General features: G+C 72.8%; 18 protein-coding genes and 1 pseudogene. 13 read left to right on the top strand and 6 right to left on the bottom strand.

Annotated elements, in window-relative coordinates:
• Positions 1 to 34: 34 nt before the first annotated feature.
• The 3 genes from ABZ453_RS19535 to ABZ453_RS19525 are packed head-to-tail and all read left to right on the top strand — an operon-like array spanning position 35 to position 3,227.
• Positions 35 to 724: a response regulator transcription factor gene (locus tag ABZ453_RS19535; RefSeq protein WP_359016185.1), complete on the top strand. Its 690-nt coding sequence runs from the start codon at positions 35 to 37 to the stop codon at positions 722 to 724.
• Positions 721 to 2,172, top strand: a complete 1,452-nt coding sequence (locus tag ABZ453_RS19530) for a HAMP domain-containing sensor histidine kinase (RefSeq protein ID WP_359016184.1) — start codon at positions 721 to 723, stop codon at positions 2,170 to 2,172. Before ABZ453_RS19535 ends, ABZ453_RS19530 begins: the two co-directional genes overlap by 4 nt.
• A 53-nt stretch (positions 2,173 to 2,225) precedes the next feature.
• A complete protein-coding gene (locus ABZ453_RS19525; RefSeq protein ID WP_359016183.1) occupies positions 2,226 to 3,227 on the top strand; it encodes an NAD-dependent epimerase/dehydratase family protein in 1,002 nt (333 codons plus the stop codon).
• A 42-nt stretch (positions 3,228 to 3,269) separates the two neighbouring features.
• Here the strand turns inward: ABZ453_RS19525 and ABZ453_RS19520 are convergent, their stop codons facing one another.
• Positions 3,270 to 4,382: a HAMP domain-containing sensor histidine kinase gene (locus tag ABZ453_RS19520; protein WP_359016182.1), complete on the bottom strand. Its 1,113-nt coding sequence runs from the start codon at positions 4,380 to 4,382 to the stop codon at positions 3,270 to 3,272.
• Between the two features lie 2 nt (positions 4,383 to 4,384).
• Positions 4,385 to 5,098, bottom strand: a complete 714-nt coding sequence (locus ABZ453_RS19515) for a response regulator transcription factor (RefSeq protein ID WP_359016181.1) — start codon at positions 5,096 to 5,098, stop codon at positions 4,385 to 4,387.
• A 103-nt stretch (positions 5,099 to 5,201) separates the two neighbouring features.
• Here ABZ453_RS19515 and ABZ453_RS19510 point away from each other — a divergent pair, with 103 nt between their 5' ends.
• From ABZ453_RS19510 to ABZ453_RS19500, 3 genes are read left to right on the top strand one after another with little or no spacing between them, the layout of a single operon-like run.
• Complete coding sequence (locus ABZ453_RS19510) at positions 5,202 to 5,912, top strand: glycosyltransferase family 2 protein (protein ID WP_359016180.1); 711 nt, start codon at positions 5,202 to 5,204, stop codon at positions 5,910 to 5,912.
• A complete protein-coding gene (locus tag ABZ453_RS19505; RefSeq protein WP_359016179.1) occupies positions 5,909 to 6,586 on the top strand; it encodes a DUF2064 domain-containing protein in 678 nt (225 codons plus the stop codon). Before ABZ453_RS19510 ends, ABZ453_RS19505 begins: the two co-directional genes overlap by 4 nt.
• Positions 6,583 to 7,338 (top strand): class I SAM-dependent methyltransferase, encoded by a 756-nt coding sequence (locus tag ABZ453_RS19500; RefSeq protein ID WP_359016178.1) that lies wholly within the window; start codon positions 6,583 to 6,585, stop codon positions 7,336 to 7,338. Before ABZ453_RS19505 ends, ABZ453_RS19500 begins: the two co-directional genes overlap by 4 nt.
• Here ABZ453_RS19500 and ABZ453_RS19495 read toward each other — a convergent pair.
• Together ABZ453_RS19495 and ABZ453_RS19490 are read right to left on the bottom strand one after the other, a co-directional pair.
• Positions 7,269 to 7,673: pseudogene (locus ABZ453_RS19495) on the bottom strand (hypothetical protein); the annotation flags it as partial. The gene ABZ453_RS19500 and the pseudogene ABZ453_RS19495 overlap by 70 nt on opposite strands.
• Positions 7,673 to 8,893 (bottom strand): molybdopterin-dependent oxidoreductase, encoded by a 1,221-nt coding sequence (locus tag ABZ453_RS19490; RefSeq protein ID WP_359016177.1) that lies wholly within the window; start codon positions 8,891 to 8,893, stop codon positions 7,673 to 7,675. The pseudogene ABZ453_RS19495 and the gene ABZ453_RS19490, both read right to left, overlap by 1 nt.
• 114 nt (positions 8,894 to 9,007) lie before the next feature.
• On the opposite strand from ABZ453_RS19490, the gene ABZ453_RS19485 reads away from it, so the two are divergent.
• The gene (locus ABZ453_RS19485) at positions 9,008 to 10,324 is read left to right on the top strand and encodes a hypothetical protein (RefSeq protein ID WP_359016176.1); all 1,317 of its coding nucleotides are present in this window, start codon (positions 9,008 to 9,010) and stop codon (positions 10,322 to 10,324) included.
• Positions 10,325 to 10,442: 118 nt separating this feature from the next.
• Here ABZ453_RS19485 and ABZ453_RS19480 read toward each other — a convergent pair whose 3' ends face one another.
• The gene (locus ABZ453_RS19480; RefSeq protein ID WP_359016175.1) at positions 10,443 to 11,207 is read right to left on the bottom strand and encodes an SIS domain-containing protein; all 765 of its coding nucleotides are present in this window, start codon (positions 11,205 to 11,207) and stop codon (positions 10,443 to 10,445) included.
• Positions 11,208 to 11,378: 171 nt separating this feature from the next.
• Between ABZ453_RS19480 and ABZ453_RS19475 the strand changes: the two genes are divergently transcribed.
• The 6 genes from ABZ453_RS19475 to ABZ453_RS19450 all read left to right on the top strand — a co-directional run bounded on the left by ABZ453_RS19475 (position 11,379) and on the right by ABZ453_RS19450 (position 20,678).
• Positions 11,379 to 12,263, top strand: a complete 885-nt coding sequence (locus ABZ453_RS19475) for a MurR/RpiR family transcriptional regulator (RefSeq protein ID WP_359016174.1) — start codon at positions 11,379 to 11,381, stop codon at positions 12,261 to 12,263.
• A 134-nt stretch (positions 12,264 to 12,397) separates the two neighbouring features.
• Positions 12,398 to 16,618, top strand: coding sequence for an NEW3 domain-containing protein (locus ABZ453_RS19470; RefSeq protein ID WP_359016173.1), 4,221 nt, complete (start codon positions 12,398 to 12,400; stop codon positions 16,616 to 16,618).
• On the top strand, positions 16,615 to 17,277 hold the full coding sequence (locus ABZ453_RS19465) for a peptidyl-prolyl cis-trans isomerase (protein ID WP_359016172.1): 663 nt from the start codon (positions 16,615 to 16,617) through the stop codon (positions 17,275 to 17,277). Before ABZ453_RS19470 ends, ABZ453_RS19465 begins: the two co-directional genes overlap by 4 nt.
• A 130-nt stretch (positions 17,278 to 17,407) precedes the next feature.
• Complete coding sequence (locus ABZ453_RS19460) at positions 17,408 to 18,781, top strand: extracellular solute-binding protein (protein WP_359016171.1); 1,374 nt, start codon at positions 17,408 to 17,410, stop codon at positions 18,779 to 18,781.
• 2 nt (positions 18,782 to 18,783) lie between these two features.
• Positions 18,784 to 19,803: a sugar ABC transporter permease gene (locus ABZ453_RS19455; RefSeq protein ID WP_359016225.1), complete on the top strand. Its 1,020-nt coding sequence runs from the start codon at positions 18,784 to 18,786 to the stop codon at positions 19,801 to 19,803.
• On the top strand, positions 19,800 to 20,678 hold the full coding sequence (locus ABZ453_RS19450) for a carbohydrate ABC transporter permease (RefSeq protein WP_133041562.1): 879 nt from the start codon (positions 19,800 to 19,802) through the stop codon (positions 20,676 to 20,678). The genes ABZ453_RS19455 and ABZ453_RS19450 overlap by 4 nt, the downstream gene beginning before the upstream one ends.
• Here ABZ453_RS19450 and ABZ453_RS19445 read toward each other — a convergent pair.
• Positions 20,642 to 22,906: a glycoside hydrolase family 3 N-terminal domain-containing protein gene (locus ABZ453_RS19445; protein WP_359016170.1), complete on the bottom strand. Its 2,265-nt coding sequence runs from the start codon at positions 22,904 to 22,906 to the stop codon at positions 20,642 to 20,644. The two genes, ABZ453_RS19450 and ABZ453_RS19445, sit on opposite strands and share 37 nt — an antisense overlap.
• Positions 22,907 to 22,913 lie beyond the last annotated feature (7 nt).

Genomic DNA, 22,913 nt, shown 5'->3' with positions numbered 1-22,913 from the left:
CGGTCCGCCCGGGCGGGTGCCGCACTATGAGCGGGTGGAAAAAGTACGCCTCCTCGTCGTGGACGACGACCCGCCCATCGCCGATCTCGTCGCGACCGTCGCCCGCTACGAGGGCTGGGACGCGGTCACCGCGAACACCGGTGAGGAGGCGATCGCGCTGGCCGGTGAGTTCCGCCCGGACATCGTGGTCCTCGACCTGATGCTGCCGGACGTCGACGGCTTCGGTGTGCTCGACCGGCTGCGGCGCTCGGGCACGATGGTGCCGGTGGTGTTCCTGACCGCGCGGGACGGGGTGGCCGACCGGGTGGCGGGGCTGACCCGGGGCGGCGACGACTACCTGGTCAAGCCGTTCGCTGTGGAGGAGTTGATGGCGCGGCTGCGCACGGTGCTGCGGCGCAGCGCCGGGCCCGCCTTCCAGCGCTCCGTGCTGCGGGTGGCGGACCTGACGATGGACGAGGACACGCGCGAGGTGCGGCGCGGCGACAGGCTGCTCACGCTCACCCCCACCGAGTACGAGGTACTGCGCTTCCTGATGCGCAAGTCGCCGACCGTGATGACCAAGGCGCAGATCCTCGACCATGTGTGGGAGTACGGCTTCGGGGGCCGCTCGAACGTCGTCGAGCTGGTCGTCAGCCGGCTGCGCCGCAAGCTGGACGACACCGGCGCACCGCTGATCCACACCGTGCGCGGCTTCGGCTACGTCGTCCGGCAGGCGGCCGAGTGATACGGCGGCTGCGCCGGGCGTCCCGCGGGATGCGGCTGGGGACCCGGCTGGCGCTCGGGCTGGGCGCGCTGGCGCTGGTGGTGTTCGCGGTCGTCGGCACGGCCCTGACGACCTACATGCGGGACTATCTCTCCGCCCAGCTCGACGACCAGCTGGGCCTCGCCCAGGTCGCCCAGTCCAAGAGCATCGCGGAGAACGGCACCCTGCAGGGCAAGAAGTACTACCGCTGGTACTACGCGGTGTACGACGTCTCCGGCGGTACCGCCGTGCTGCGCAAGCCGGAGGAGCCCGGCGACCTGCCCGCGGACATCGCCCCCCTCACCTCCCTGGCCCGGGCCCAGGCGGGCGGCCGGACCGAGATGCTGCGCACCGCGCGGATCCCGGGCGAGGGCGAGTACCGGCTGCGGGCCTGCGAGGTCGAGCCCGGGGTGGTGCTGGTCAGCGGGGCGCCGATGGACGACATCGACGCCACCGTACGGCGGCTGATCACCGTGCAGGTGGTCGCCTTCGGGCTGGCGCTGGCGGCGCTGGTGGTGTTCGGCCGCAGGATGCTCAGACGCGGCCTGAACCCGCTCAGCGACATGGCGCACACCGCGCACGGCATCGCCTCGCACGACCTGACCGAGTCCGCGGCCCGGCTGCCGCTGCGCGCCGACGAGCGCGGCGGCGGTCCCGAGGTGGAGGAGCTGCGCACGGCCTTCAACACGATGCTGGAGCACATCGACCGCTCCCTCGCGGTGCGCGCGGAGGCGGAGCAGCGGCTGCGCCGGTTCGTGGCCGACGCCTCGCACGAGCTGCGTACGCCCCTGATGTCCGTACGGGGCTACGCGGACCTCTTCCAGTACGCCGCCGCCAACGCCCCCGAGGAACGCGACAGGCACCTGGCCCGGCTGCGTGCCGAGGCCGCCCGGATGGGGGTGCTCCTCGACGACCTGCTGCTGCTCGCCCGGCTGGACGCGGCGGAGGTGGACGCACCGCTGCGGGTGCAGGACGCGGACCTGGTGGAGCTGGTCGGGGAGGCGGCCGCCGCCTTCCGGGCGAGTCACCCGGAGCGCCCGCTGACCGTGGTGCCGGGTCCGGCCGCGCTGAGGCTGCGCCTGGACCCGCACCGCATCCGGCAGGTCCTGGACAACCTGCTGACCAACGCGGCCGTGCACACGCCGGCCCGGACCAAGGTGTCGGTGGCGGTCGCGCTGGAGCGGGAGACGGCGGTCGTCCGGGTCGAGGACGCGGGTCCCGGCGTCCCGGCCGCCGACCGGGCCCGGATCTTCGACCGCTTCTACCGCGTCGACAAGGCCCGCAGCCGCGACCGGGGCGGCAGCGGTCTGGGACTGTCCGTGGCGAGCGCCCTGGTGCGCGCCCACGGCGGCACGATCGAGCTGAGCGGCGAGCCCGGCTCGACCGTCTTCACGGTGCGGCTGCCGCCGCGAGGTCTTACGGACCGGTGACATGACGTGCGCGGCCCGCCTGTTCGGGCCGCGCACGGCCCTAGCGTGACGGCATGCGCGTACTGGTCACCGGCGGTGCCGGATTCATCGGGTCCCATGTCGTCAGCGCTCTGCGGGGCCACGGGCACGAGGCGGTCGTGTACGACGTCCGCGCCGCCCCTCCGTCGGACGTGCGCGACCCCTACGCCGTCGGCCGGGCGCTGGCCGGTGTGGACGCCGTGTGCCACCAGGCGGCGATGGTCGGACTCGGCACGGGCTTCGCGGACGCGGCGGAGTACGTCTCCCGCAACGACCTCGGTACGGCCGTCCTGCTCACCGCGATGGCCGAGGCGGGCGTACGGCGGCTGGTGCTGGCCGGGTCCATGGTGGTCTACGGCGAGGGGCGGTACGTCTGCGAGCGGCACGGCGTCGTACGCCCCGGCCCGCGCGCCGTCGCCGACCTGGACGCGGGCCGCTACGAGCCGCCCTGTCCCCGGTGCGGCGCGGACCTCGTCCCCGGTCTCGTCGGCGAGGACGCGCCGGTCGACCCGCGCAACGTGTACGCCACGACCAAGCTCGCCCAGGAACACCTCGCGGCCGCCTGGGCACGTGCCACGGGCGGCTCGGCCGTGTCCCTGCGCTACCACAACGTCTACGGGCCGGGCATGCCCCGCGACACCCCGTACGCCGGGGTCGCCTCCTTCTTCCGCTCGGCCCTGGCCCGCGGCGAGTGCCCGCGCGTCTTCGAGGACGGGCGCCAGCGCCGCGACTTCGTCCACGTACGCGACGTAGCGGCGGCCAACGCGGCGGCGCTGCGGGCGGATTCACCGCCGGGCGCACTGACCGTGTACAACACCGGCAGCGGCGAGCCGCACACCGTCGGCGAGATGGCACGGGAGTTGGCGGCGGCGTACGGCGGTCCCGAGCCGGTAGTCGCGGGCGGGTACCGCCTCGGCGACGTACGGCACATCACCGCGGACTCGACGCGCATCCGCGCCGAACTGGGCTGGAAGCCGGAGGTGGGCTTCGCGGAGGGGATGCGGGAGTTCGCGCGGGCCGGGATGCGGGAGGAATAGGACCGGTCCGGCCCCTCCCCTGCCGGTGGTGCTGTCCGCCTTTCAGGAAGCGGCGGCGGGCAGCACCACCTCGAAGCGGCAGCCGCCCGGGACGTTGCGCACGGTGGCCGTGCCCCGGTGCGCCTCCACGATGCCCCGGACGATGGCGAGGCCGAGGCCCGCGCCGGCGGGGGGAGTCCGGGCGTGCGTGCCGCGCCAGCCGGTGTCGAAGACACGGGGCAGGTCCTCCTCGGGGATGCCGCCGCAGCCGTCGGTGACGGACAGCACGACCCCCTCGGGCGAGCGCTCGGCGGCCACGGCGACCGTGCCGTCGGCCGGGGTCCGGCGGATGGCGTTGACCAGCAGGTTGCCCAGCACCCGGCTCATCTCCTTGCCGTCCACCTCCACCGGCACCGGCTCGACCCCGTCACCGACGAGCCGTACGCCGTGTTCGCGCGCCAGCGGATCGGCCCCCGCGAGCGCGTCGCCCACGAGGTCGTACAGGGAGATACGGCTCGGGCTCAGCGCCAGCGCGCCCGCGTGGATGCGGGAGAGTTCGAAGAGGTCGCCGACCATGTCGTTGAGGCGCTCGACCTCGGTGCGGATCTGCTTGAGATAGCGGTCGGGATCGGCGGCGACACCGTCCTCCAGGGCCTCGGACATGGCGCGCAGGCCGGCGAGCGGGGTGCGCAGGTCGTGGGAGATCCAGGCGACCAGTTCGCGCCGCGAGGACTCCAGCGCCCGCTCGCGCTCGCGGGACTCGGCGAGTTTGGCGCTGGTGATCTCCAACTCGCGGCTGAGCTCGGCGAGTTCGGCGGTGGCGGGACCGGCGGGAGAGGTGAAGTCGCCGCCGTCGCCGAAGGACCGGGCGGCGAGGGTGAGGGCGCGGCTGCGGGCCGCGACCCAGCGGCCCAGGAGCAGTGCGGTGGCCAGGGAGACCACGGCGGCCATCGCGACGACGGTCGTGACCACCTTCAGGTCGTGCCCGGACAGGAACATGGCCTGCGCCACCGCGAGCGTGCCCGCGAACATGGCGGTGACGCCGACGGCCGCGACGACACCAAGATGCAGGGCCAGCGAGCGGCGCCGGATCAGCAGCAGCACACCGGCGCCGAACAGACCGGCCACGGCGGCGCCGAGGAAGGCGAACAGGGCGATGAGCAGGTTGGCGCGCACGGTCAGGCCCCCTGGTCCGAGGCGTCGAAGCGGTAGCCGACGCCCCACACGGTCTGGATCAACCGGGGCCGGGCCGGATCGTCCTCGACCTTGCCGCGCAGCCGCCGCACATGGACGGTGACGGTCGACAGGTCGCCGAAGTCCCAGCCCCACACCTCGCGCATCAGGTCCTCCCGGCTGAAGACCCGGCCGGGATGGCGCAGGAAGAACGCGAGCAGGTCGAACTCGCGGATGGTGAGGGCGAGTTCGGCGCCGCCCTTGAGCGCGCGCCGGGCCCCGGGGTCCACCGAGAGCCCGCCCGCGCGCAGCAGGCCGGCCGGCTGGGCGGGCCGGGTGCGGCGCAGGACCGACTCGACGCGCAGGACGAGTTCGCGGGGGCTGAAGGGCTTGGTGACGTAGTCGTCGGCGCCGACCTCCAGGCCGAGGATGCGGTCGTCCTCGTCGCCGCGCGCGGTGAGCATGATGACCGGCACGGGCCCGTGGCCGCGCATCCGCCGGCACACCTCAAGGCCGTCCATGCCGGGCAGCATCAGGTCGAGGACCACGAGGTCCGGCCAGTGCGCGGCGGCCCGCGCGAGCGCGTCGGGGCCGTCGCCGGCCCGGTCGACGACGTATCCGGCCCGGTCGAGATACCCGGTGACGACCTCGGCCACGGTGGGATCGTCGTCCACGACGAGCACCCTGGCCCCGGCCCGTCCACCCTGCTGCTGCTCCATGGAGCCAGCCTCGCACCCCGCGCGCGCGAGCGGGCTCCTCGGCTTCCGACGTCCGAGTTTCGTAAGGAGCCGCCATCCGTTTCGCCGGTTTTGCGTCCGTAGGGTGAGACGGGTGACGACCCCTTCCGACGAAAGAGAACAGCTCGCGGCGTCCGTGGACGTCGTCCTCCCCTGTCTCGACGAATCCGAGGCCCTGCCATGGGTGCTGCGCCGCATCCCGCCCGGCTGGCGCGCGCTGGTCGTGGACAACGGATCGACCGACGGCTCGGCCGACCTCGCCCGGTCCCTCGGCGCGACCGTCGTGTCCGAGCGGCGGCGCGGTTTCGGCGCCGCCTGCCACGCGGGCCTGCTGGCGGCCACCGCCGACCTCGTCTGCTTCTGCGACTGCGACGCCTCCCTCGACCCGGCCGACCTGGTGCCCTTCACCCATCGCATCCTGACCGGCGAGGCGGACCTGGTGCTCGGCCGCCGCCGCCCGCAGACCCGGGGCGCGTGGCCACCGCACGCCCGCGCCGGCAACCTCGCCCTCGCCCGCCTCCTGCGCCGCCGCACCGGCCTGCGCCTGCGCGACCTCGGCCCGCTGCGCGCCGCCCGCCGCGAGCCGCTGCTCGCCCTGGGCCTCTCCGACCGGCGCAGCGGCTACCCGCTCCAGATGGTCGTCCGCGCCGCCGACGCGGGCTGGCGGATCGCCGAGTACGACGTCCCGTACCGCCCCCGCACGGGCGCCTCGAAGGTCACGGGCACCTGGCGCGGCACCTGGCAGGCGGTCCGGGACATGAGCCGCGTCCTGGCCGAGAAGGAGGCCGGCGCGTGACCACCCTCCTCGTCATCGCCAAGGAACCCCGCCCCGGCCGGGTGAAGACCCGCCTGACACCGCCGTTCACCCCGCGGCAGGCCGCCGCGCTGGCCGAGGCGTCCCTGGCGGACACCCTGCACACGGTCGCCCGCACCCCGGCCCACCGCCGCGTCCTGGCCCTGGAGGGCGAACCCGGCCCCTGGCTGCCGCCCGGCTTCGAGGTCGTACGGCAGTGCGCGGGCACCCTCGACGAACGCCTGGCCGCCGCCTTCGCCCACTGCACCGGCCCGACCCTCCTCATCGGCATGGACACCCCCCAGGTGACCCCGCCCCTTCTGACCCTCGACTGGACCGACTGCGACGGGTACTTCGGCCCGGCGGAGGACGGCGGCTTCTGGGCCCTGGGCCTGGCGGTTCCGGATCCCCGGCTTCTCCGGGGCGTTCCCATGTCGACTCCGCACACGGGCGCGGCCCAGAGGGCAAGACTGGCGGGCCTGCGTGTCCGGGACCTACCGCCGCTGCGGGACGTGGACACGGCGCAGGACGCGAGGTTGGTCGCCAAGCAGGCCCCGAACAGCCGGTTCGCACATAAATTCGCGGAACTGAACGCGCCCCAAGGGGGCGCGGGGCTGTATCAATGTGCGGCTTTGCCGCGGGGCGCGATCAACCACACCGAACCCGCAGCCACATGACGACAACCGCACCCACAACTCTCGACACCCATCCCTGGTCCACCGACCCCTACACCCACGCTCTCCACACCGGCCGGGGCCCCCTCTTCCTCCGCCGCCCCGACGGCTGGCTCCTCCCCCTGGACGTGGAACGCTGGTGTGCCGAAGCCGACGCCGCCGACCTGGACGTACTGCGCCACTGCGAGGGCACGGTCCTGGACGTCGGCTGCGGCCCCGGCCGCCTCGTCGCGGCCCTGGCCACCCGCGGCCACCCCGCCCTCGGCATCGACGTGAGCGCCGAGGCCGTCCGCCGCACCAGAACCCTCGGTGGCCGGGCCCTGCACCGCAGCGTCTTCGACGAGCTCCCCGCCGAGGGCCGCTGGGGCACGGCCCTGCTGATCGACGGCAACATCGGTATCGGCGGCGACCCGCGCGCCCTGCTCGACAGGATGACCCAACTCCTCACCTCTGCCGGCCTGTTGATCGTCGAGACGGTCACGGACCCGCACGTCGACGAACGCGTCCTCGTGCACGTCACCGATGCCCGAGGAGCCACCGGCACCCCCTTCCCCTGGGCCCGGCTCGGCACGACGGCCCTGCTGCGGCACGCACCCCGCTGGCGGGCCCGCGCTCAGTGGACGACCGGCGGACGCTCCTTCGTCGCCCTGCGCAGCCCCCGCGCCCAGCGCGGCCGACGCGCCCGGCGCAGCACGAACAGCAGCGCCGAGCCGCCGAAGAGCGCGGCGGTCACCAGCAGCCAGCGGGCGAGGTAGCCGTCGGCGGACAGCCCGGTGGCGGCGGTGTAGCGCGCCGCCACCTGTCCGGCGATCAGCGGGAACCACACGAGCAGGAGGAGCAGGGAGAGCGCGGCCGGCACCCGGACGTACATGACCCGTTCCCGGCCCGCCACCCCGATCAGCGCCCGGTCCGCCGCCGCGTACAGCGGCAGCAGCACCAGGTCGTGCAGGAGGGCCGCGCCCGCCATCCACAGCGCGATCCCGAACCAGTCCCCGTCGAGCAGGCGCAGCCCCGCGTAGGCGGCGAGCGCGAACGTGCAGGCGAGCAGCAGGAGTTGCAGCGGGCTGCCGATGACGATCCGCGGGCGCATCACAGGTCTCCGAAGGTCAGCCGGGCCACCCACTTGGTGTTGAGCACACCGGGTGCCGCGGGCACGATGATCCGCGCGGGGTGGCCGTGGTCGGGGGTCAGGTCCTCGCCGTTCACGAACAGGGCGAGCAGGGAACGCGGGTCGGCGACCTGGTTGGCCCGCAGGGCGGCCCGCCGGAAGGAGCCGTGCCGTTGCAGCGACTCCACGAACACGTCGGGCGGATCGGTGTCGTACCCGACGAGCGCCGCGAGGTCCCGCAACCGTACGCCCCGCCACCACTGGTCGGAGGTGGACCAGCCCTCCACGCAGGCGATGGGCAACGCGGCACTGTGCAGGGGGAGTCGGAGGAGTTCGGCACGGCTCAGGCGGACGGTGCCCGTGCGTCCCGTCACCACCAGCCGCCACGCCTCCTCGGTGGTCTCGGCCGGGTGGATGCCGGCGTACGCGGCGGTCTTGTTGATCTGGAAGCCGCCGGGGCCGGTGCCGGGGTCGCGGCGGCCGTGGGGGGCGAAGAGCGCCGTCCAGCGCAGTCCGTCGAAATCCTGCCCGACGGTCGTGGCGAGGAGCAGCAGCGAGCCGCCCCCGACCAGCCCCAGTGCGCCCCTGCGGGTGACGGTCGGCGCGTCGGGCGCCTCAGACGTCAACTCGCTGTGCTCCTGCTTCAGTTGACGCAGGTTGCGCAGGGCAGCCGGTGTCTTGAGCACGGCGTGTGCGGCGAACGCGGCGAAGAAGATCCAGGCGCCGTAGAAGTGCAGGGGGTAGAAGGAGCCGGGGAAGAGGTAGTCGAGCTGGACGTTGAGCACGCCGGTGACGAACTCGAACAGGCCGCCCCCGACGAGCAGGAGCAGCGAGATCCGCTCCAGCGCGTGGGACACGGAACGGGCCGGCGGCAGCGTGAAGAGCTTCGGCACGACCGACCACAGCTTGGCCAGGAGCACCGGGATCAGGGTGATGCCGAGCGTGACGTGGACGCCCTGAGTGAGGCGGTACAGCCAGTGCGGGTCGGTCGGCCAGGCGAAGAGGTAGAAGCCGAGGAGGCCCTTGCCGGGTGTCTTGTCGTTCACCGGCGACAGGTCCGGGTTGTAGGCGGCGTACGACAGCAGTCCCGTCACGAACAGCACCGTGATGCCGCCGAGCAGGACGAGGCCCAGCACCGAGGTGAGCCAGGGGCCGCGCAAGGGGCTGCGCCAGAAGGCGGGTGAGAAGGGTGACCGTGCCATGCCCCGACCGTAGGTCCGTACCGGCCCCGGAGCGGCGATGCGAACCATGACGAAATTCTGACGTCCGCGCACGTCAGAGCTCCGGGCGCCACTCCCCGGCCTAGCGTGTCGAGCGTGAACCGCGACCTGAAGCGAGACCTGTACGCCGCCTCGGCCGCCGCCGTGCTCGTGGTCGTGGCCGCGGTCGTCGGCACCGGCATCCAGCACCGTGACGGCTCACTGCGCGTCGGCTGGCCTCCGCTGCTGGCGGTCTGGGACCCGCACCTCGGCCCCGGCACCCCGGCGGCGATCGCGGTGGCGGTCGCCGTGGTGGCGTACGGCCCCGCCCTCGCCGCACGGCTGCCCTGGCGCCCGCTGCTGCTGACGGCCTGGGGCGGGGCCATGGCCTGGACGTGGTCCCTCGCGCTGGTCGACGGCTGGGACCGGGGCGTCGCCCGACGGCTCACCACGAGGAACGAGTACCTCCAGGTCATCGGCCGCTTCCACGACATCCCCGACACCCTGCGGGACTTCACCCGGCACATCCTGATCGGCAGTCCCGACAACTGGCCCGCCCATGTGGCCGGGCATCCGGCGGGCGCGACCGTCACCTTCGTCCTGCTCGACCGGATCGGGCTGAGCGGGGGCGGCTGGGCGGGCGCCTTCGTCATCACCGTCGGTACGACAGCGGCGGCCGCGGTCCTGGTCGCCGTACGGGCGCTGGCCGACGAGCACCTGGCCCGTCGTGCCGCGCCGTTCCTGGTGCTGATGCCGGGCGCGGTGTGGGTCGGGACCTCGGCGGACGGCTACTTCACGGGGGTCTCCGCCTGGGCGGTCGCGCTGCTGGCGCTCGCGGTGACGGGGCGCCGCCCACGGACGACGGGCTTCGCCGCCGGCCTCCTGCTCGGACTGACCGCCTACCTCTCCTACGGCCTGACGCTCCTCGCCCTCGTCGTCGCCGCCGTCCTGCTCCTGGGCTCCCGCCGTGCCCGCCCGCTCCCCTTCCTCATCGCCGGACTGGCGGTCGTCCCGGCGGTGTTCACCGCGCTCGGCTTCGACTGGTGGGAGGCCTACCGCCTGTTGGTCACCCGCTACTACCAAGGAGCGGGCGGTGTACGGCCGTACACCTACTGGGTGTGGGCGAACCTCGCCTGCACGGTGTTCGTCGTGGGCCCGGCGACGGCGGCCGCCCTGCGGCGCGCCGGGGCGACCCTGGTCGAGCGCGCCCCGACTCCCGCCCTGCGGCCGGCCGTTCTGACGGCCGCCGCTCTCCTCGCCCTGCTCGTCGCCGACGTCTCCGGCATGAGCAAGGCGGAGACGGAACGGATCTGGCTGCCGTTCGCGGTGTGGCTGCTCCCGGCGTGCGCGCTCCTGCCGCGTCCGCGGGCCTGGCTGACCGCGCAGGCGGTCCTGGCGCTGCTCGTCAATCACCTGCTGCTGACGTGGTGGTGAGGCCCGGGCAGCGGCTGTTCCGTCCAGATCACCGTGCCGTCCGTCACCCCCAGGGGCGCGAGGACCGCGCGACCAGCCCCCACCGGCCCGCGGCTTCGTGCCCGCACTGCCGACGCAGTCAACTGGCGGTGCGCCGGATCCGCCCGGCGTACCGCTTCTCCAGTTCCAGGTTGCCCTCGAAGCCGCCGGGCACATTGGCGGAGACGTAGACCGGCGGCCGCTCCCCCGCGTCCAGGAGCAGCTTCGACGCCTCCGCCACCGCCATCTGGACCAGCATCACGCCGGTCAGCGTGGACAGCGCGCACACCGCGCCCCCGCCCGGAAGCTCCAGCAGCGCGTCCCCCCGGGGAGCCCGGTTGTCGAGGACGACGTCGGCCAGGTCGGCGAGCTTCTTGCCGCTGGGATGCCCCGCGGGCACCGCCCGGGTATGGGTGAGGGAGGTGATGGCCAGCAGCCGGTGCCCCCGCTCCTTGGCCAGCAGGGCCGTCTCCACGATCACGTTGTTGACGCCCGAGTTGGAGATGATCACGAACAGGTCCTGGAGGCGGGGCTCGGCGAGCCGGTAGATGCGCTCGGCGACACCCTCCTGCCGCTCCAGCAGCGGATCGTCGAGGACGCCGGGACCGTCACCGCCGTACAGCACCAGGTCGGCGATGCTCAGCCGGTTGGTCGGCACCAAGCCGCCCGCGCGGCCCGCGAGTTCGAGGACGATCGCCTGGGAGTGGCCGGTGCCGAAGGCCTGGATCACCCCGTCGGAGCGCACGCAGTCGGCGATCAGCTCGGCGGCGCGTACGACCTCCTCGCGCGCGGACTCGGTGAGGTCCCGCAGGACGGTCAGGCTCTCCCGCGCGAAGCCCTCGGCGCTCACGGACTCGTCGGACACGCGACACTCCCCACTGGTGGATTGAACCACCCCGTACACCGTCACAGGTGAATCAATAAATCACATGGCTCATGCAGCGAGCAATGGCTTCGAGCAATGGATGAACACCGCTCTTCTTTGTGGTCCTGGTATTCAATCCGTGCCCCTAAGGGTGGCTGGTACCTTCTCTGCATGCCCTCCACGGACGTCACCACACTGATCAGGACCGAGCTGCCCCGCCTGGCCGGCTCCCTGCGGAAGGTCGGCGAGCTGATCCTGGAGGATCCGGCGGCCGTGACCCACTGCTCGGCCGCGGAACTCGGCCGCCGCACCGGCACCTCCCAGGCGACGGTGACCCGGTTCTGCCGGGCCATCGGCCTCGACTCCTACCAGCATCTGCTGATCGAGCTGGCCCAGGAACGCGGCCGCGGCGAGGTCTCCGCCTGGGGCTCGACGGAGATCGACACCGACATCTCGCCCGAGGACAGCCTGGAGCGGGTGGTCCAGGTCGTCGGCAGCGCGGATCTGCGCGCGATCCAGCAGACCATCGACCGCATCGACCTCGACGCGCTGGAGCGCGCGGCCCAGGCGCTGGCCAGGGCGCGCCGTATCGACGTGTACGGCGTCGGCGGCAGCGGCGCGGTGGCGCAGGAGACGGAGACGCGGCTGTTCCGCATCGGCTGCCAGGTCCGCGGCTGGACGGAGGTGCACGGCGCGGCCACCTCCGCGGCCCTGCTCACCCCGGCGGACGTGGCCATAGGGATCTCCCACTCCGGCGCGACGCGCGAGACGCTCGAGCCGCTCGAGATGGCCAGGGAGCGGGGCGCCACCACGATCGCGATCACCACCGATCCGCGCTCGCCGCTGGCCCGGGCCGCCGACATCCGGCTGATCTCGGCCACCTCCGAGACCAGCTTCCGCACCGGCAGCATCGGCGGCCGCCACTCCGTCCTGATGATCGTCGACTGTCTCTACGTCCGAGTCGGCCAGCTCTCCTACCAGCGCGCCAGCGCCTCGCTCGCCCTGACCGACCACATCACCCCGCAGCACGCGGTGAAGTCCCGCCGGACGAGATGAGCGGATCCCTGCCGCGTCGGCCGGCGGTGGGCGGATCTGTATGGATGAACCACCGAGAAAACGTGCGGATGGTTGTTTGAATCATCCCCACGGTGCCAGGATGGGGCTCCGCCGAGCATCCTGGTAGGAGACCCATGCGCGTCACCGCTGCCGAGTCGACCGAGCTGTTCGTCGGCACCGCCGAGCATCCGCAGCAGGTGGTGGCCGTCGAGATCGAGCACTCCCCCGGACGGACGGTACTGCTGACCGTCGAGGGCGCGGGCGTCACCGGTGACGCGGTCGCCGACGCCGGCGACGACGGAACCGTACGCGCGGAGATACCCGTGACCGTCGACGGACCGGTGCCCGGCGACCGGCGCGAGGTCACGCTCACCACCGTCGACGGCGACCAAGTGGCCCGGCACACCTTCGCGTTCACGACCGCCGAGCCCGGCTGGACCATGTTCATGGTCAGCCACTTCCACTACGACCCGGTGTGGTGGAACACCCAGGGTGCCTACACCGAGACCTGGGACGTCGCCGACGAGCCCGCCGTCACCGGACTGCCCGCCCGCACCTTCGACTCGCGCGGCCAGTCCGGGATGAGCCTGGTGCGCGCCCACTGCGACCTGGCCCGGCGCGACCCGGCGTACACCTTCGTGCTGGCGGAGGTCGACTATCTCAAGCCGTACTGGGACGCCTTCCCGGAGGAGCGCGCCTTCCTGCGCGAGCTGATGCGCACCGGCCGCGTGGAGATCATGGGCGGCACCTACAACGAGCCGAACACCAACCTCACCGGCGCCGAGGCGACCGTGCGCAACGCGCTGTACGGCGACGGGTTCCAGCGCGGGATCATGGGCGGATCCCCGGAAACGGCCTGGCAGTTGGACGCGTTCGGGCACGATCCGCAGTTCCCCGGGCTGATGGCGGACGCGGGGATCGGCTCCAGCTCCTGGGCGCGCGGCCCGTTCCACCAGTGGGGGCCGGCCCTGTCGGTGTTCGGCGAGGAGCCGCGCGATCCCGGGCGGATGCAGTTCCCGGCCGAGTTCAGCTGGATCGCCCCGTCCGGACGGGGACTTCTGACCGCCTACATGGTCAACCACTACGGCGCCGGCTGGGCGATCGACAACGCCCCTTCCCTGCCGGCGGCGGAGGCGGCCGCCCTCAAGCTGTTCCGGGGCTTGAGGTCGGTCGCCCTCACCCGCAACGTCCTGCTCCCGGTCGGCGGTGACTACGCGCCCCCGTGCCGCTGGGTGATGGACATCCACCGGGACTGGAACGCCCGTTACCTCTGGCCCCGGTTCGTCAGCGGCACCCCGCGCGACTTCTTCGCCGCCGTCCGCGCCGAACTCGACGCCGAGGGCCGCAAGGCCTCGCCCCAGACGCGCGACATGAACCCGGTCTACACCGGCAAGGACGTCTCCTACATCGACACCAAGCAGGCCCAGCGGTACGGCGAGACGCTGCTGGCCGACGCGGAGGCCTGGGCGACCCTCGCCTCCCTCGTCACCGGCCGGCCCTACCCGGACGCCGCCCTCGACAAGGCCTGGCGGCAACTGATCTACGGCGCCCACCACGACGCCGTCACCGGCTCCGAGTCGGACCAGGTCTACATCGACCTGATGACCGGCTGGCGCGAACTGTACGACCTGGCCCGGCTGGTCCACGCCGACGCGACCCAGGCCCTCGCCGACCACGTCACGCCCGGCGACGGACGCGATCTGGTCGTCTTCAACCCCTCGACGTGGACCCGCGGGGACGTGCTGACGATCGACGACCCGGGGCTCGCCCCCGTCGGCCTGCCCGCGGTCCGCGAGAACGGCCAACTGCATGTCGTGGTACAGGACTTGCCGGGCATGGGCTACAAAGCCCTCCCTCTCACCGACGATTCCGTCCCCGAGTGGACGCTCGGCGGGGGCACGACCATCCGCAACGCGTTCTACGAGGTGACGGTCGACCCCGCGCGCGGCGGCGGCGTCAGCAGTCTGCGCGCGCTCGCCGAGGGCGGCCGGGAGCTGCTGCGCGCCGGGGACATCGGCAACGAGCTGGTCGTCCAGGAGGAGTACCCGAGACACCCGCGCTTCGGCGAGGGCCCCTGGCACCTCACCCCGACCGGCACCACGGCCGCCCGGAGCCGGGACGTGCGCGCGGACATCGATGTCGAACACTCCCCGGCCGGCTCGCGCATCACCGTCCGCGCCGACCTCGGCCTCTTCCGGTACACGCAGCGCCTGACGCTCTGGACCGGCGTCCCGCGCCTCGACGTGACCACCATGATCGACGGCTACGACGGCGCCGACCGGCTGATCCGCGTCCGCTGGCCCTCCGACGTGCAGGGCGGGCTGCCGGTGCACGAGGTGGCGGACGCGGTGATCGGGCGGGGCTTCGGGTTCGTGGACGTGGACAGCGAGCGGTTCCCGTGGACGCTGGACAACCCGGCCAACACCTGGTTCGGGCTCGGCTCCACGGCCAGGGTGGAGCTGCGGGACGAGACGGGGATGGTGGCGGGCCGGCGGTCGATCGGGGTCGCCGAGCTGGTGTACGCCTCCTGGGAGGAGGCCGGCGAGCTGGGCGCCCCGCTCGCCGCCGCGCTGGTCCGCGCCGGGGTCACGGCGACCTCGACGATCGCCGGCGGTCCCCGTTACGGCGACCTGGAAGTCGACTCCAACCTGCCGGACATCCGGATCGCCGTCGGCGACCCGGAGCGCAACTCCGTGGTGGCCGAGGCGCTGGCCTGGGATCCGGCGGCCGGGCGCGAACTGCGGCGGCAGGTGGCCGAGGGCGGGGTGGCCGTCGTGTGGGTCGCGCCGCGTGCCGGGCTGCGCGAGGAGTGGGTGCCCGGGGCCGATCTGCGGGACCTGGAGCGGCTTCCGCTGCTGGTGATCGCGGGCGCCGACGCGGCCGGGGACGCGAAGGCGGTGGACGCGCTGGTCGCCGACCTGGACGACGCGGTCGTGACGGCGACGGCGGCGGGCGGCGGCGAGGCACTGCCGCCGGGCGACGCCTGGGACGGGCGCGGCTTCGCGGTGCTCAACCGGGGCACGCCCGGCTGTGTGATCACCTCCTCGGGCGATCTCCACATGTCGCTGATGCGCTCCTGCACCGGCTGGCCGTCGGGCGTCTGGGTCGATCCGCCGCGCCGCACGGCCCCCGACGGCTCGGGCTTCCAGCTCCAACGCTGGTCCCACACCTTCGAGTACGCGGTCGTCGCGGGCGAGGGCGACTGGCGGCAGCAGCAACTGCCGTGCCTGGGCCATGAGTTCAACCATCCGCTGACCGCCCGGGTGCGGGGGACGGCGGACGGCGGCTCGTTGCCGCGCGAGTCGGTCCTGCTGGCCCTGGAACCGGCGGGCGAGGTGCTGCTCGACGCACTCAAGCCGGCCGGCTCGCCGCTCGCCCGGGGAAGCGTGGCACCGGTCGATCCCGGGCGCGGGGTCGTCGTACGGATGCACGAGGTGAACGGGCGTCCGGTGCGGGCGCGGGTGCACGGGCCCAGGGAGTGGGTGCGCGGCGCCCGGGCGGACGTGCTGGAGACCCCCGGTGAGGCGCTCGCGCCGGACGGGCAGGGGGCGCTGGGCCTGGGCCTGACCGGCTTCGAGGTGGCGACGGTGCTGGCCACACCGCCCGAGACCGCGAGATCCCCCTACGACCCGGGAATCGCCGCCCACGAACCGGCCCAGCCGGTCGCCACCCGCTACTGGCTGCACAACTCCGGCCCGGCGCCCCGCGGCAACATGCCGGTCACCGTCTACCTCTCGCCCGGCTCACTCACCGCCCCCGGCGGCCGGCCGGTCACCGCGACGGTCCGTGTCGCCTCGGAGCTGACCGACGCGCCCGTCTACGGCACCGTGTCGGTCGGCGTCCCGCCCGGCTGGTCCGCCGAGCCCGCCGAACTGCCCTACGGCCTGGCCCCGGGCGGTTTCACCCTCACCGAGGTCACGGTGACACCCCCGCCCGACGCCGCCCCCGGCCGCCACTGGCTGACCGCCCGCCTGACGTACGAGGGCCAGACGTACGAGGACGTGGCCTCCCTCGACGTCCCTGGTGCGCCACCGGGCCCACCTCTGGTCACCGGGCTGGGAGTCGACCGCCTGACCGTCGCCCGGGACGAACGCGCCCGCGTCCCGGTGACCCTGCACAACCCCACCCGCGGTCCGGTCGACGGCACCGTGTGGGCGGTCTCCTCGTGGGGCACCTGGGCCGGCGTCACCCCGGCCTGCCAGGGCTTCACAGTGCCCCCGGGCGGGCGGCGGGAGGTCTTCGTCGACGTCGACGGCGCCGCGACACCCCCGGGCTCCTACTGGCTGCTGGCGAAGATCGCCTGCCGCGGCCGGGTGGCCTACACCGAGGCGATCCCGCTGGAGGTGACCCCATGACGGACCACGCGGCGGTGGTGCACGGCAGTCCGGTGGCGAAGGCCCGCGTGGACGCCTTTCTGCACACGGTCACCTCCCCACCCCTCAGGGGCGCGGGGAACCGCGCGACCAGCCACGACGACGGACCGGCCGGCCGGCAACCTGCCGCCGCTCTCTCCGGCTCCGCGGAACGCCAACGACGGCGCTGGGCCACGCAAGTGGTGGTCGTGGACGAACTCGCCCGCCGAGCCTGCGAGGAACGGAACCTCTCCGTGCCGGACGAGGTGTCCCCGGCCCACCTGCTCACCGTCGAGGACGTGGGAAGCATCGTCGCCGCCGCCCTCGCCCACTCCCCCGCCGCCCGTCTGCTCCTGACGGAGCTGGAAGCCGAGCAGACCGTGCCCGAGACGGCCGTACGGGACTACTACGAGCGCAATCCGGACCGCTTTCTCACCCCGGACGCCCTGCGGCGCGGCGTCGATCCCTTCGGACGCGCCGCACCCACCGACTTCCTGGCGTACGAGCAGGTCCGCGACGGCGTCGAACGCGACCTTCGGCGCGCGGCTGGACGGAGGGCCTTCTTCGACTGGTTCGACCAGGCTCGGGCGGATGTGGTGTACGCAGCCGGGCACGAACACCCCGGCGATCCCGCGCACGCGGACCACGAACACCGCCACTGATCACGGCCGGAACCCAAACGCAACACGGCAACCCATTGACCTCCGATGAATTCTGGTCCACCTTTTCATCAATTGGAGTCGAAGTTGGTTGATTGAACCAGCCGCCTCGGCTGGTCCCAGGAGGGTGGACATGCGCGCTGGAAGACTCACCGCATCCGTGGCGGGAATCATCGCCCTGACGCTGACGGCCGCCGGCTGCGGCCTCTCCGGCGGCTCCTCCGGGGGTGACTCCACCGCCGGGGGCTGCAAGGTCGACAAGGGCAACGTCGGGTCCGGAAAGCTGACGGGTGACGTCAAGGGCCGGATCACCTTCCAGACGACCAACCTGAAGAAAGACTTCGGGAAGTTCTTCAACGGAGTGATCGCTTCCTTCGAGAAGGCCCACCCCGGAGCCAAGGTCAAGTGGATCGACGACCCGGGCGACAACACCTTCACCCAGCGCACGGTCGCCGACGCGCAGGCCTGTACGTTGCCGGACGTCATCAACGTCAACGCCCCGACGGCGACCGCCCTCACCAAGGCCGGCTACCTGCTGGACCTGGGTGTGAAGGACCCGGACGTCGCCAAGCCGTTCGTCCCCTCGTTCTGGAAGTCGGCCACCTTCGACGACGCCTCCGGCAGGGCGATCCACACCACGCTCCCCTGGTACACCGGCGGTGTCCTGCTGACGTACAACAAGGACCTCCTCGACCAGGCCGGCATCGACCCGGCGAAGCCGCCGACGACGATCTTCGGACTGTTCGCCGACTACGAGAAGATCGCCAAGGCGGCCAAGGGCAAGTACTACGCGACGATGGCCAACCCGATCTGGCGCATTCCGGCCGACTTCGACCAGATGAACATCAGGACGCTGTCCGCCGACGGCAAGTCCGCGGTCTTCGCCGACGACCCGAGGACCACCCAGTGGGTGGCCTGGATGGCGAAGCTGTACAAGGAGGGCGCGATGCCGAAGGACTCGCTGTCCTCCAGCAACGACCCGTCCACCCTCTACAGCCAGGGCAAGGTGGCGTACGGCTCGACGAACCCGAGCTTCGTGCGGTTCGTGAAGCAGAACAGCCCCTCGGTCTACGCGAAGACGGCCGTCGGCCAGCAGCCCTACGACGCGCTCGGCCGCGCCTCCGCCGGTGCCCCGCAGTACATATCGGTCGCGGCGACCAGCAAGCACGCGCCGGTGGCGCTGTCGTTCGCGGAGTACCTCACCGACGCCGAGAACCAGACGGCCTGGTGCAAGGACCCGGACGTCGTCATCTTCCCGACGACGACCGACTCGCTCGACGACCCGTTCTTCCAGAACGTGACCGGCAGTGATCCCTTCTCCCAGGCGCGCAAGCTCGTCGCCGACCAGCTCAAGACGGCCGACACCAACCAGACCAACCTCTCCCCGGCCGTGCAGAACGCGATCGTGGGGCAGGTGCAGTTGGCCATGCAGGGCAAGAAGAGCCCCGCGCAGGCCGTCAAGGACGCGCAGACCAAGGCCAACGAGCTGCTGAAGCAGGCGGGTTGATGATGGCGGCCCAGACCGCGAAGCCGGTGTCCGTGTCCGGCGCGGAGGGCATCGCCTCCGCGCCGGGCACGGCCCCGTCCCGTGCCCGGCGCGTCGTCAGGGCCGTGCTGCCCGGCCCGGCCGCGGGCGCCAACGGAGCGGCCCTGTACCGGCGTTGGTGGCTGCCCTGGCTGTGGACCGCCCCGGCGATCGGCTGCGCGGTCGTCTTCGGCGTCTTCCCCTTCCTCAACACCGTCATCCTGTCGTTCACCGACGCCAAGCCGCTCGGCGGCGCGGCGGGCTTCGTCGGGCTGGACAACTACCGCCGGATGCTGGGCGATTCGGACTTCTGGCTGGCGACCCGCAACAGCGTCCTGTACGCCGTGATCGTCGTCCCGCTGATGGTCTTCCTGCCGCTGATGCTGGCCGTCCTGGTGGAGAAGAACCTCCCCGGCATCGGCTTCTTCCGCTCCGCCTTCTACACGCCCGTGCTCGCCTCCAGCGTGGTCGTGGGTCTGAGCTGGCAGTGGCTGCTGGCGGACGACGGGCTGGTCAACACCTGGCTGCAGAAGGCCCACTTGATCAAGTCGGCCATCCCGTTCCTGTCGGACTCCTGGCTGATCCTGCTGTCGGCGATGGGCCTGACACTGTGGAAGGGCCTCGGCTGGTACATGATCTTCTACCTGGCCGCCCTCGGGAACGTCCCCAAGGAGCTGCACGAGGCGGCGCAGATGGACGGCGCGGGCACGGTCCGCCGCTTCTGGCACATCACCGTGCCGGGCGTGCGGCAGGCCATGATGCTGGTCGGCACGCTCACCGGCATCGGCTGTCTGCGGGTCTTCACCGAGATCTTCATGCTGGGCAGTTCCACCGGCGGCCCCGGCGGCGCCGACCGCACCCTGCCGTTCTACATCCGCGACGTCGGCCTGGACCCGATCACCGGCAACGCCGGCTACGGCTCCGCGGTCAGCGTCGCCCTGTTCGTACTGACCCTCGGCCTGACCCTGCTGGCGCAGCGCCTGACGAAGGAGGACGAGGCATGACGACCGCCGTCGACAAGCCCCGGCGCCTTGTGCCGCGCTGGCGGGACTACGGCCGCCCCCGTGAACTCGTCGTCCGTTACCTGCTGTTGCTGTTCGTGCTGGGCATCACGGTGGGCCCGCTGCTCTGGCAGTTCCTGGCCTCGCTGAAGGGCGTGGGCGAGGACGTGTTCGGCGCGAACGCCTCCCTGCTGCCCCACCATCCCACCCTGCGTGCCTACCGCGAGGTCTTCGACCAGGTCCCGGTGGCGACGTACATCCGCAACAGCCTCATCGTGGTGGCCTTGTCGATCACCAGCCAGCTGGTGTTCTCCACCACGGCCGGCTACATGCTCTCCAAGCCCGGCTGGAAGGGCCGCAAGGCGGTCTGGGTGGTGCTGGTCGCCTCCATGATGTTCCCCTTCGAGTCGATCATGGTGTCGCTGTTCCTGAGCATCCGGGACCTGGGCCTGGTCGACAACCTGGCGGGCGTCTGGCTGCCCGGCTTCGTCGGCGCCATCAACGTCCTGCTGATGCGCGGCGCGTTCCTCGCGGTCCCGCGCGAGATCGAGGACTCGGCGATGCTCGACGGGGCGAACGAGTGGCAGCGCTTCCGCCACCTCTACCTCCCCTCCGCCTGGGGCGCGATCATGGTGGTCACCATCAACACCTTCATCAGCGCCTGGGACGACTTCCTGTGGCCGCTGATCGTGCTGCGCTCCGAGAACCACATGACGCTGACGCTGGGCCTGTCCCGGCTGCAGAGCTCGTCCTTCGGCTACGACCAGCGGGTGGTGATGGCCGGCTCGGTGATCTCGGTCGTCCCGGTGCTGGTGCTGTTCGTGATCACCCAGCGGTGGTTCTACCGGGGAGTGGCGGCGGGCGCGGTCAAGCTCTGACCCGGCGCTTCGAGCGCTTCCCGGGCCGATGCCGCGACCCTGATCTCGGCCGTGCCGGTGAACTCAGGGAGGGTCAGGGTGAGCGTGCGGCACTCGCCCGGCTCCAGGCCGACACCGTCGAACGCACAGAGTTCGAGGGTGCGCGGCCAGGTGGCGGTGACCAGTCGGCGGAGATACACCTGGACCGTCGAACGTCCGTAGCGCCGACCGGTGTTGGTGACGTCGACCTCGACGGTGCGCCCGGTCGTGCGCGGTGTGCCGTAGTCGAAGCTCGTGTACGACAGCCCGTGCCCGAAGGAGTAGCGCGGCTCGGCGCTCTCGTCGGCGTAACCGCGGTACTCGGTGTCCTTGTGGTTGTAGTACACGGGCAGTTGGGCCACCGAGCGGGGTACGGAGAGCGGCAGACGCCCCCTCGGGTCCGACAGCCCGAGCAGCACCTCGGCGATCGCGTCGCCGCCCCAGGGGCCGGGGTACCAGGCGGTGAGCAGGGCTGCGGCGGTGTCCGGCACGAGGTGGGGGCGACCCTGGACCAGCACGACCGCGGTCGGTGTGCCCGTCGCCACGACGGCGTCCAGCAGCGCGTACTGCGCGTCCCCCAGCCGGAGCCCGGCGAGGTCGACGCCCTCACCGCAGGTCATCTCGGACGCGACCGTGAGCGCGGCCCCGTTGGCGTCGAACTCCGTCTCGGGCGCCCGTGCGCTGCTGCCACCCAGCACCAGCACGGCGAGGTCGGACGCGGCGGCCTCGGCGATCGCGGCCGGGATGCCCGAGAGGTCCGCCCCGGTGAGCGAGCAGCCGGGGGCGTGGCGGACGTCGAGGCCGGCGGGGGCGAGCCGGCGCAGGGCGTCGAGGACGCTGCTGCCGGTGCCGGGGCGTTGCGGGGCCGTGTAGTCGCCCGACTGGTGTGCGGTGGTGGCGGCTTGGGGGCCGAGCACGGCGATCCGGGTGACGCTCGCGGCGACGGGCAGCACCCCGTCGTTGCGCAGCAGGGTGACGGCGGCCCGGGCGACCTCCCTGCTCAGCTCCTCGCCCCCGGCCGGCATCCGGGCCGTGGTGTACGGCCTTTCGAAGAGCCTCAGCCGGAACTTCAGGCGCAGCACGCGGGCGACGGCCCGGTCGAGGGTCTCCTCGCGCACCAGGCCGCGCTCGACCGCCTCCTCCAGCAGCGTGAAGCCCCGGTCCCAAAGGCTGAGATCGACACCGGAGTCGAGGGCCAGGGCCCCGGCGGAGACGTGGTCGCCGGTGATCCGGGCGAGCCGGTCGACGGCCAGCCCGTCCGCCATGACCAGGCCCTCGAACCCCCAGTCCGCCCTGAGCAGTTCGGTGAGCAGCCACCGGTTGCCCGAACACGGCATCCCGTCGACCTCGTTGTAGGCGGCCATGACGGCGGCGGCCCCGGCGCGGACGCCCGCGCGGGCGGCGGGGAGGTGGATCTCGTGCAGCTCCCGGTGGCCCAGCTCGGACTCGGCGGAGTTGCGGCCGCCGACGGTGGCGCCCTGGCCGGCGAAGTGCTTGAGGACGACGGGGGCCTTGTCCGCTGCGAAGTACTCGGCGGGATCGCCCTGCATGCCACGCACCAGAGCCTCGGTGAGGCGGGCGGCGAGGTGGGGGTCCTCGCCGAAGCACTCCTCGGTGCGCCCCCAGCGGGGGTCGCGGGAGATGTCCAGCGCGGAGACCAGGGCCACATGGCCGCCCCGGGCGCGCAGTTCGGCGGCCGCGTGGGCCGCGGCGCGCTCGTACAGGGCGGGGTCCCAGGTGGCGCCGACGGCCAGGTTGACGGGGAGGACTGTGCCGTCGAGGGCCATGTGGCCGTGCGGGACCTCCTCGACGAACAGGGCGGGGATGCCGAGCCTGCTGCGCTCGACGACGTGCCGCTGCACGAGCTCGGCGAGCGGGGCGCTGTCCTCGGCTCCGGGCCCGCTGCCGTGGGCGACCCCGGACCAGGCGTCGGCCCGCATCAGCCCGTAGAGGGCCCCGAGCCCCTCGAAGCGGTCGGTCTCGGCGTACAGGGCGTCGGTGAGCTCATAACCGCCGTCGGGGGACAGGCGGTACGCGTCCCACCCGTACATCCGCTGATTGACCTGCCCGACCTTCTCCCGGAGGGTCATACGGGCCAGAAGGTCCTGGACCCGGGCGTCGAGGGGGGCGGAGGGGTCGCGGTAGAGGGGGTGGGCGGCGGCTCGGCGTACGGGTTCCGCGCGGGTGGCCGCGGGGTCCGGGGTCGGCATGCGGCCG

It is taken from the genome of Streptomyces sp. NPDC005799 (assembly GCF_040630525.1).
Classification (GTDB): domain Bacteria; phylum Actinomycetota; class Actinomycetes; order Streptomycetales; family Streptomycetaceae; genus Streptomyces; species Streptomyces griseorubiginosus_B.
This window is presented reverse-complemented; position numbering and strand designations above follow the sequence as displayed.

Excerpts from the sequence above, each read along its gene's own strand:
- ABZ453_RS19525 (WP_359016183.1), top strand. The coding sequence starts at position 2,226 with ATGCGCGTACTGGTCACCGGCGGTGCCGGATTCATCGGGTCCCATGTC.
- ABZ453_RS19515 (WP_359016181.1), bottom strand. The coding sequence starts at position 5,098 with ATGGAGCAGCAGCAGGGTGGACGGGCCGGGGCCAGGGTGCTCGTCGTG.
- ABZ453_RS19500 (WP_359016178.1), top strand. The coding sequence starts at position 6,583 with ATGACGACAACCGCACCCACAACTCTCGACACCCATCCCTGGTCCACC.
- ABZ453_RS19490 (WP_359016177.1), bottom strand. The coding sequence starts at position 8,893 with ATGGCACGGTCACCCTTCTCACCCGCCTTCTGGCGCAGCCCCTTGCGC.
- ABZ453_RS19475 (WP_359016174.1), top strand. The coding sequence starts at position 11,379 with ATGCCCTCCACGGACGTCACCACACTGATCAGGACCGAGCTGCCCCGC.
- ABZ453_RS19470 (WP_359016173.1), top strand. The coding sequence starts at position 12,398 with ATGCGCGTCACCGCTGCCGAGTCGACCGAGCTGTTCGTCGGCACCGCC.
- ABZ453_RS19465 (WP_359016172.1), top strand. The coding sequence starts at position 16,615 with ATGACGGACCACGCGGCGGTGGTGCACGGCAGTCCGGTGGCGAAGGCC.
- ABZ453_RS19460 (WP_359016171.1), top strand. The coding sequence starts at position 17,408 with ATGCGCGCTGGAAGACTCACCGCATCCGTGGCGGGAATCATCGCCCTG.
- ABZ453_RS19455 (WP_359016225.1), top strand. The coding sequence starts at position 18,784 with ATGGCGGCCCAGACCGCGAAGCCGGTGTCCGTGTCCGGCGCGGAGGGC.
- ABZ453_RS19450 (WP_133041562.1), top strand. The coding sequence starts at position 19,800 with ATGACGACCGCCGTCGACAAGCCCCGGCGCCTTGTGCCGCGCTGGCGG.
- ABZ453_RS19445 (WP_359016170.1), bottom strand. The coding sequence starts at position 22,906 with ATGCCGACCCCGGACCCCGCGGCCACCCGCGCGGAACCCGTACGCCGA.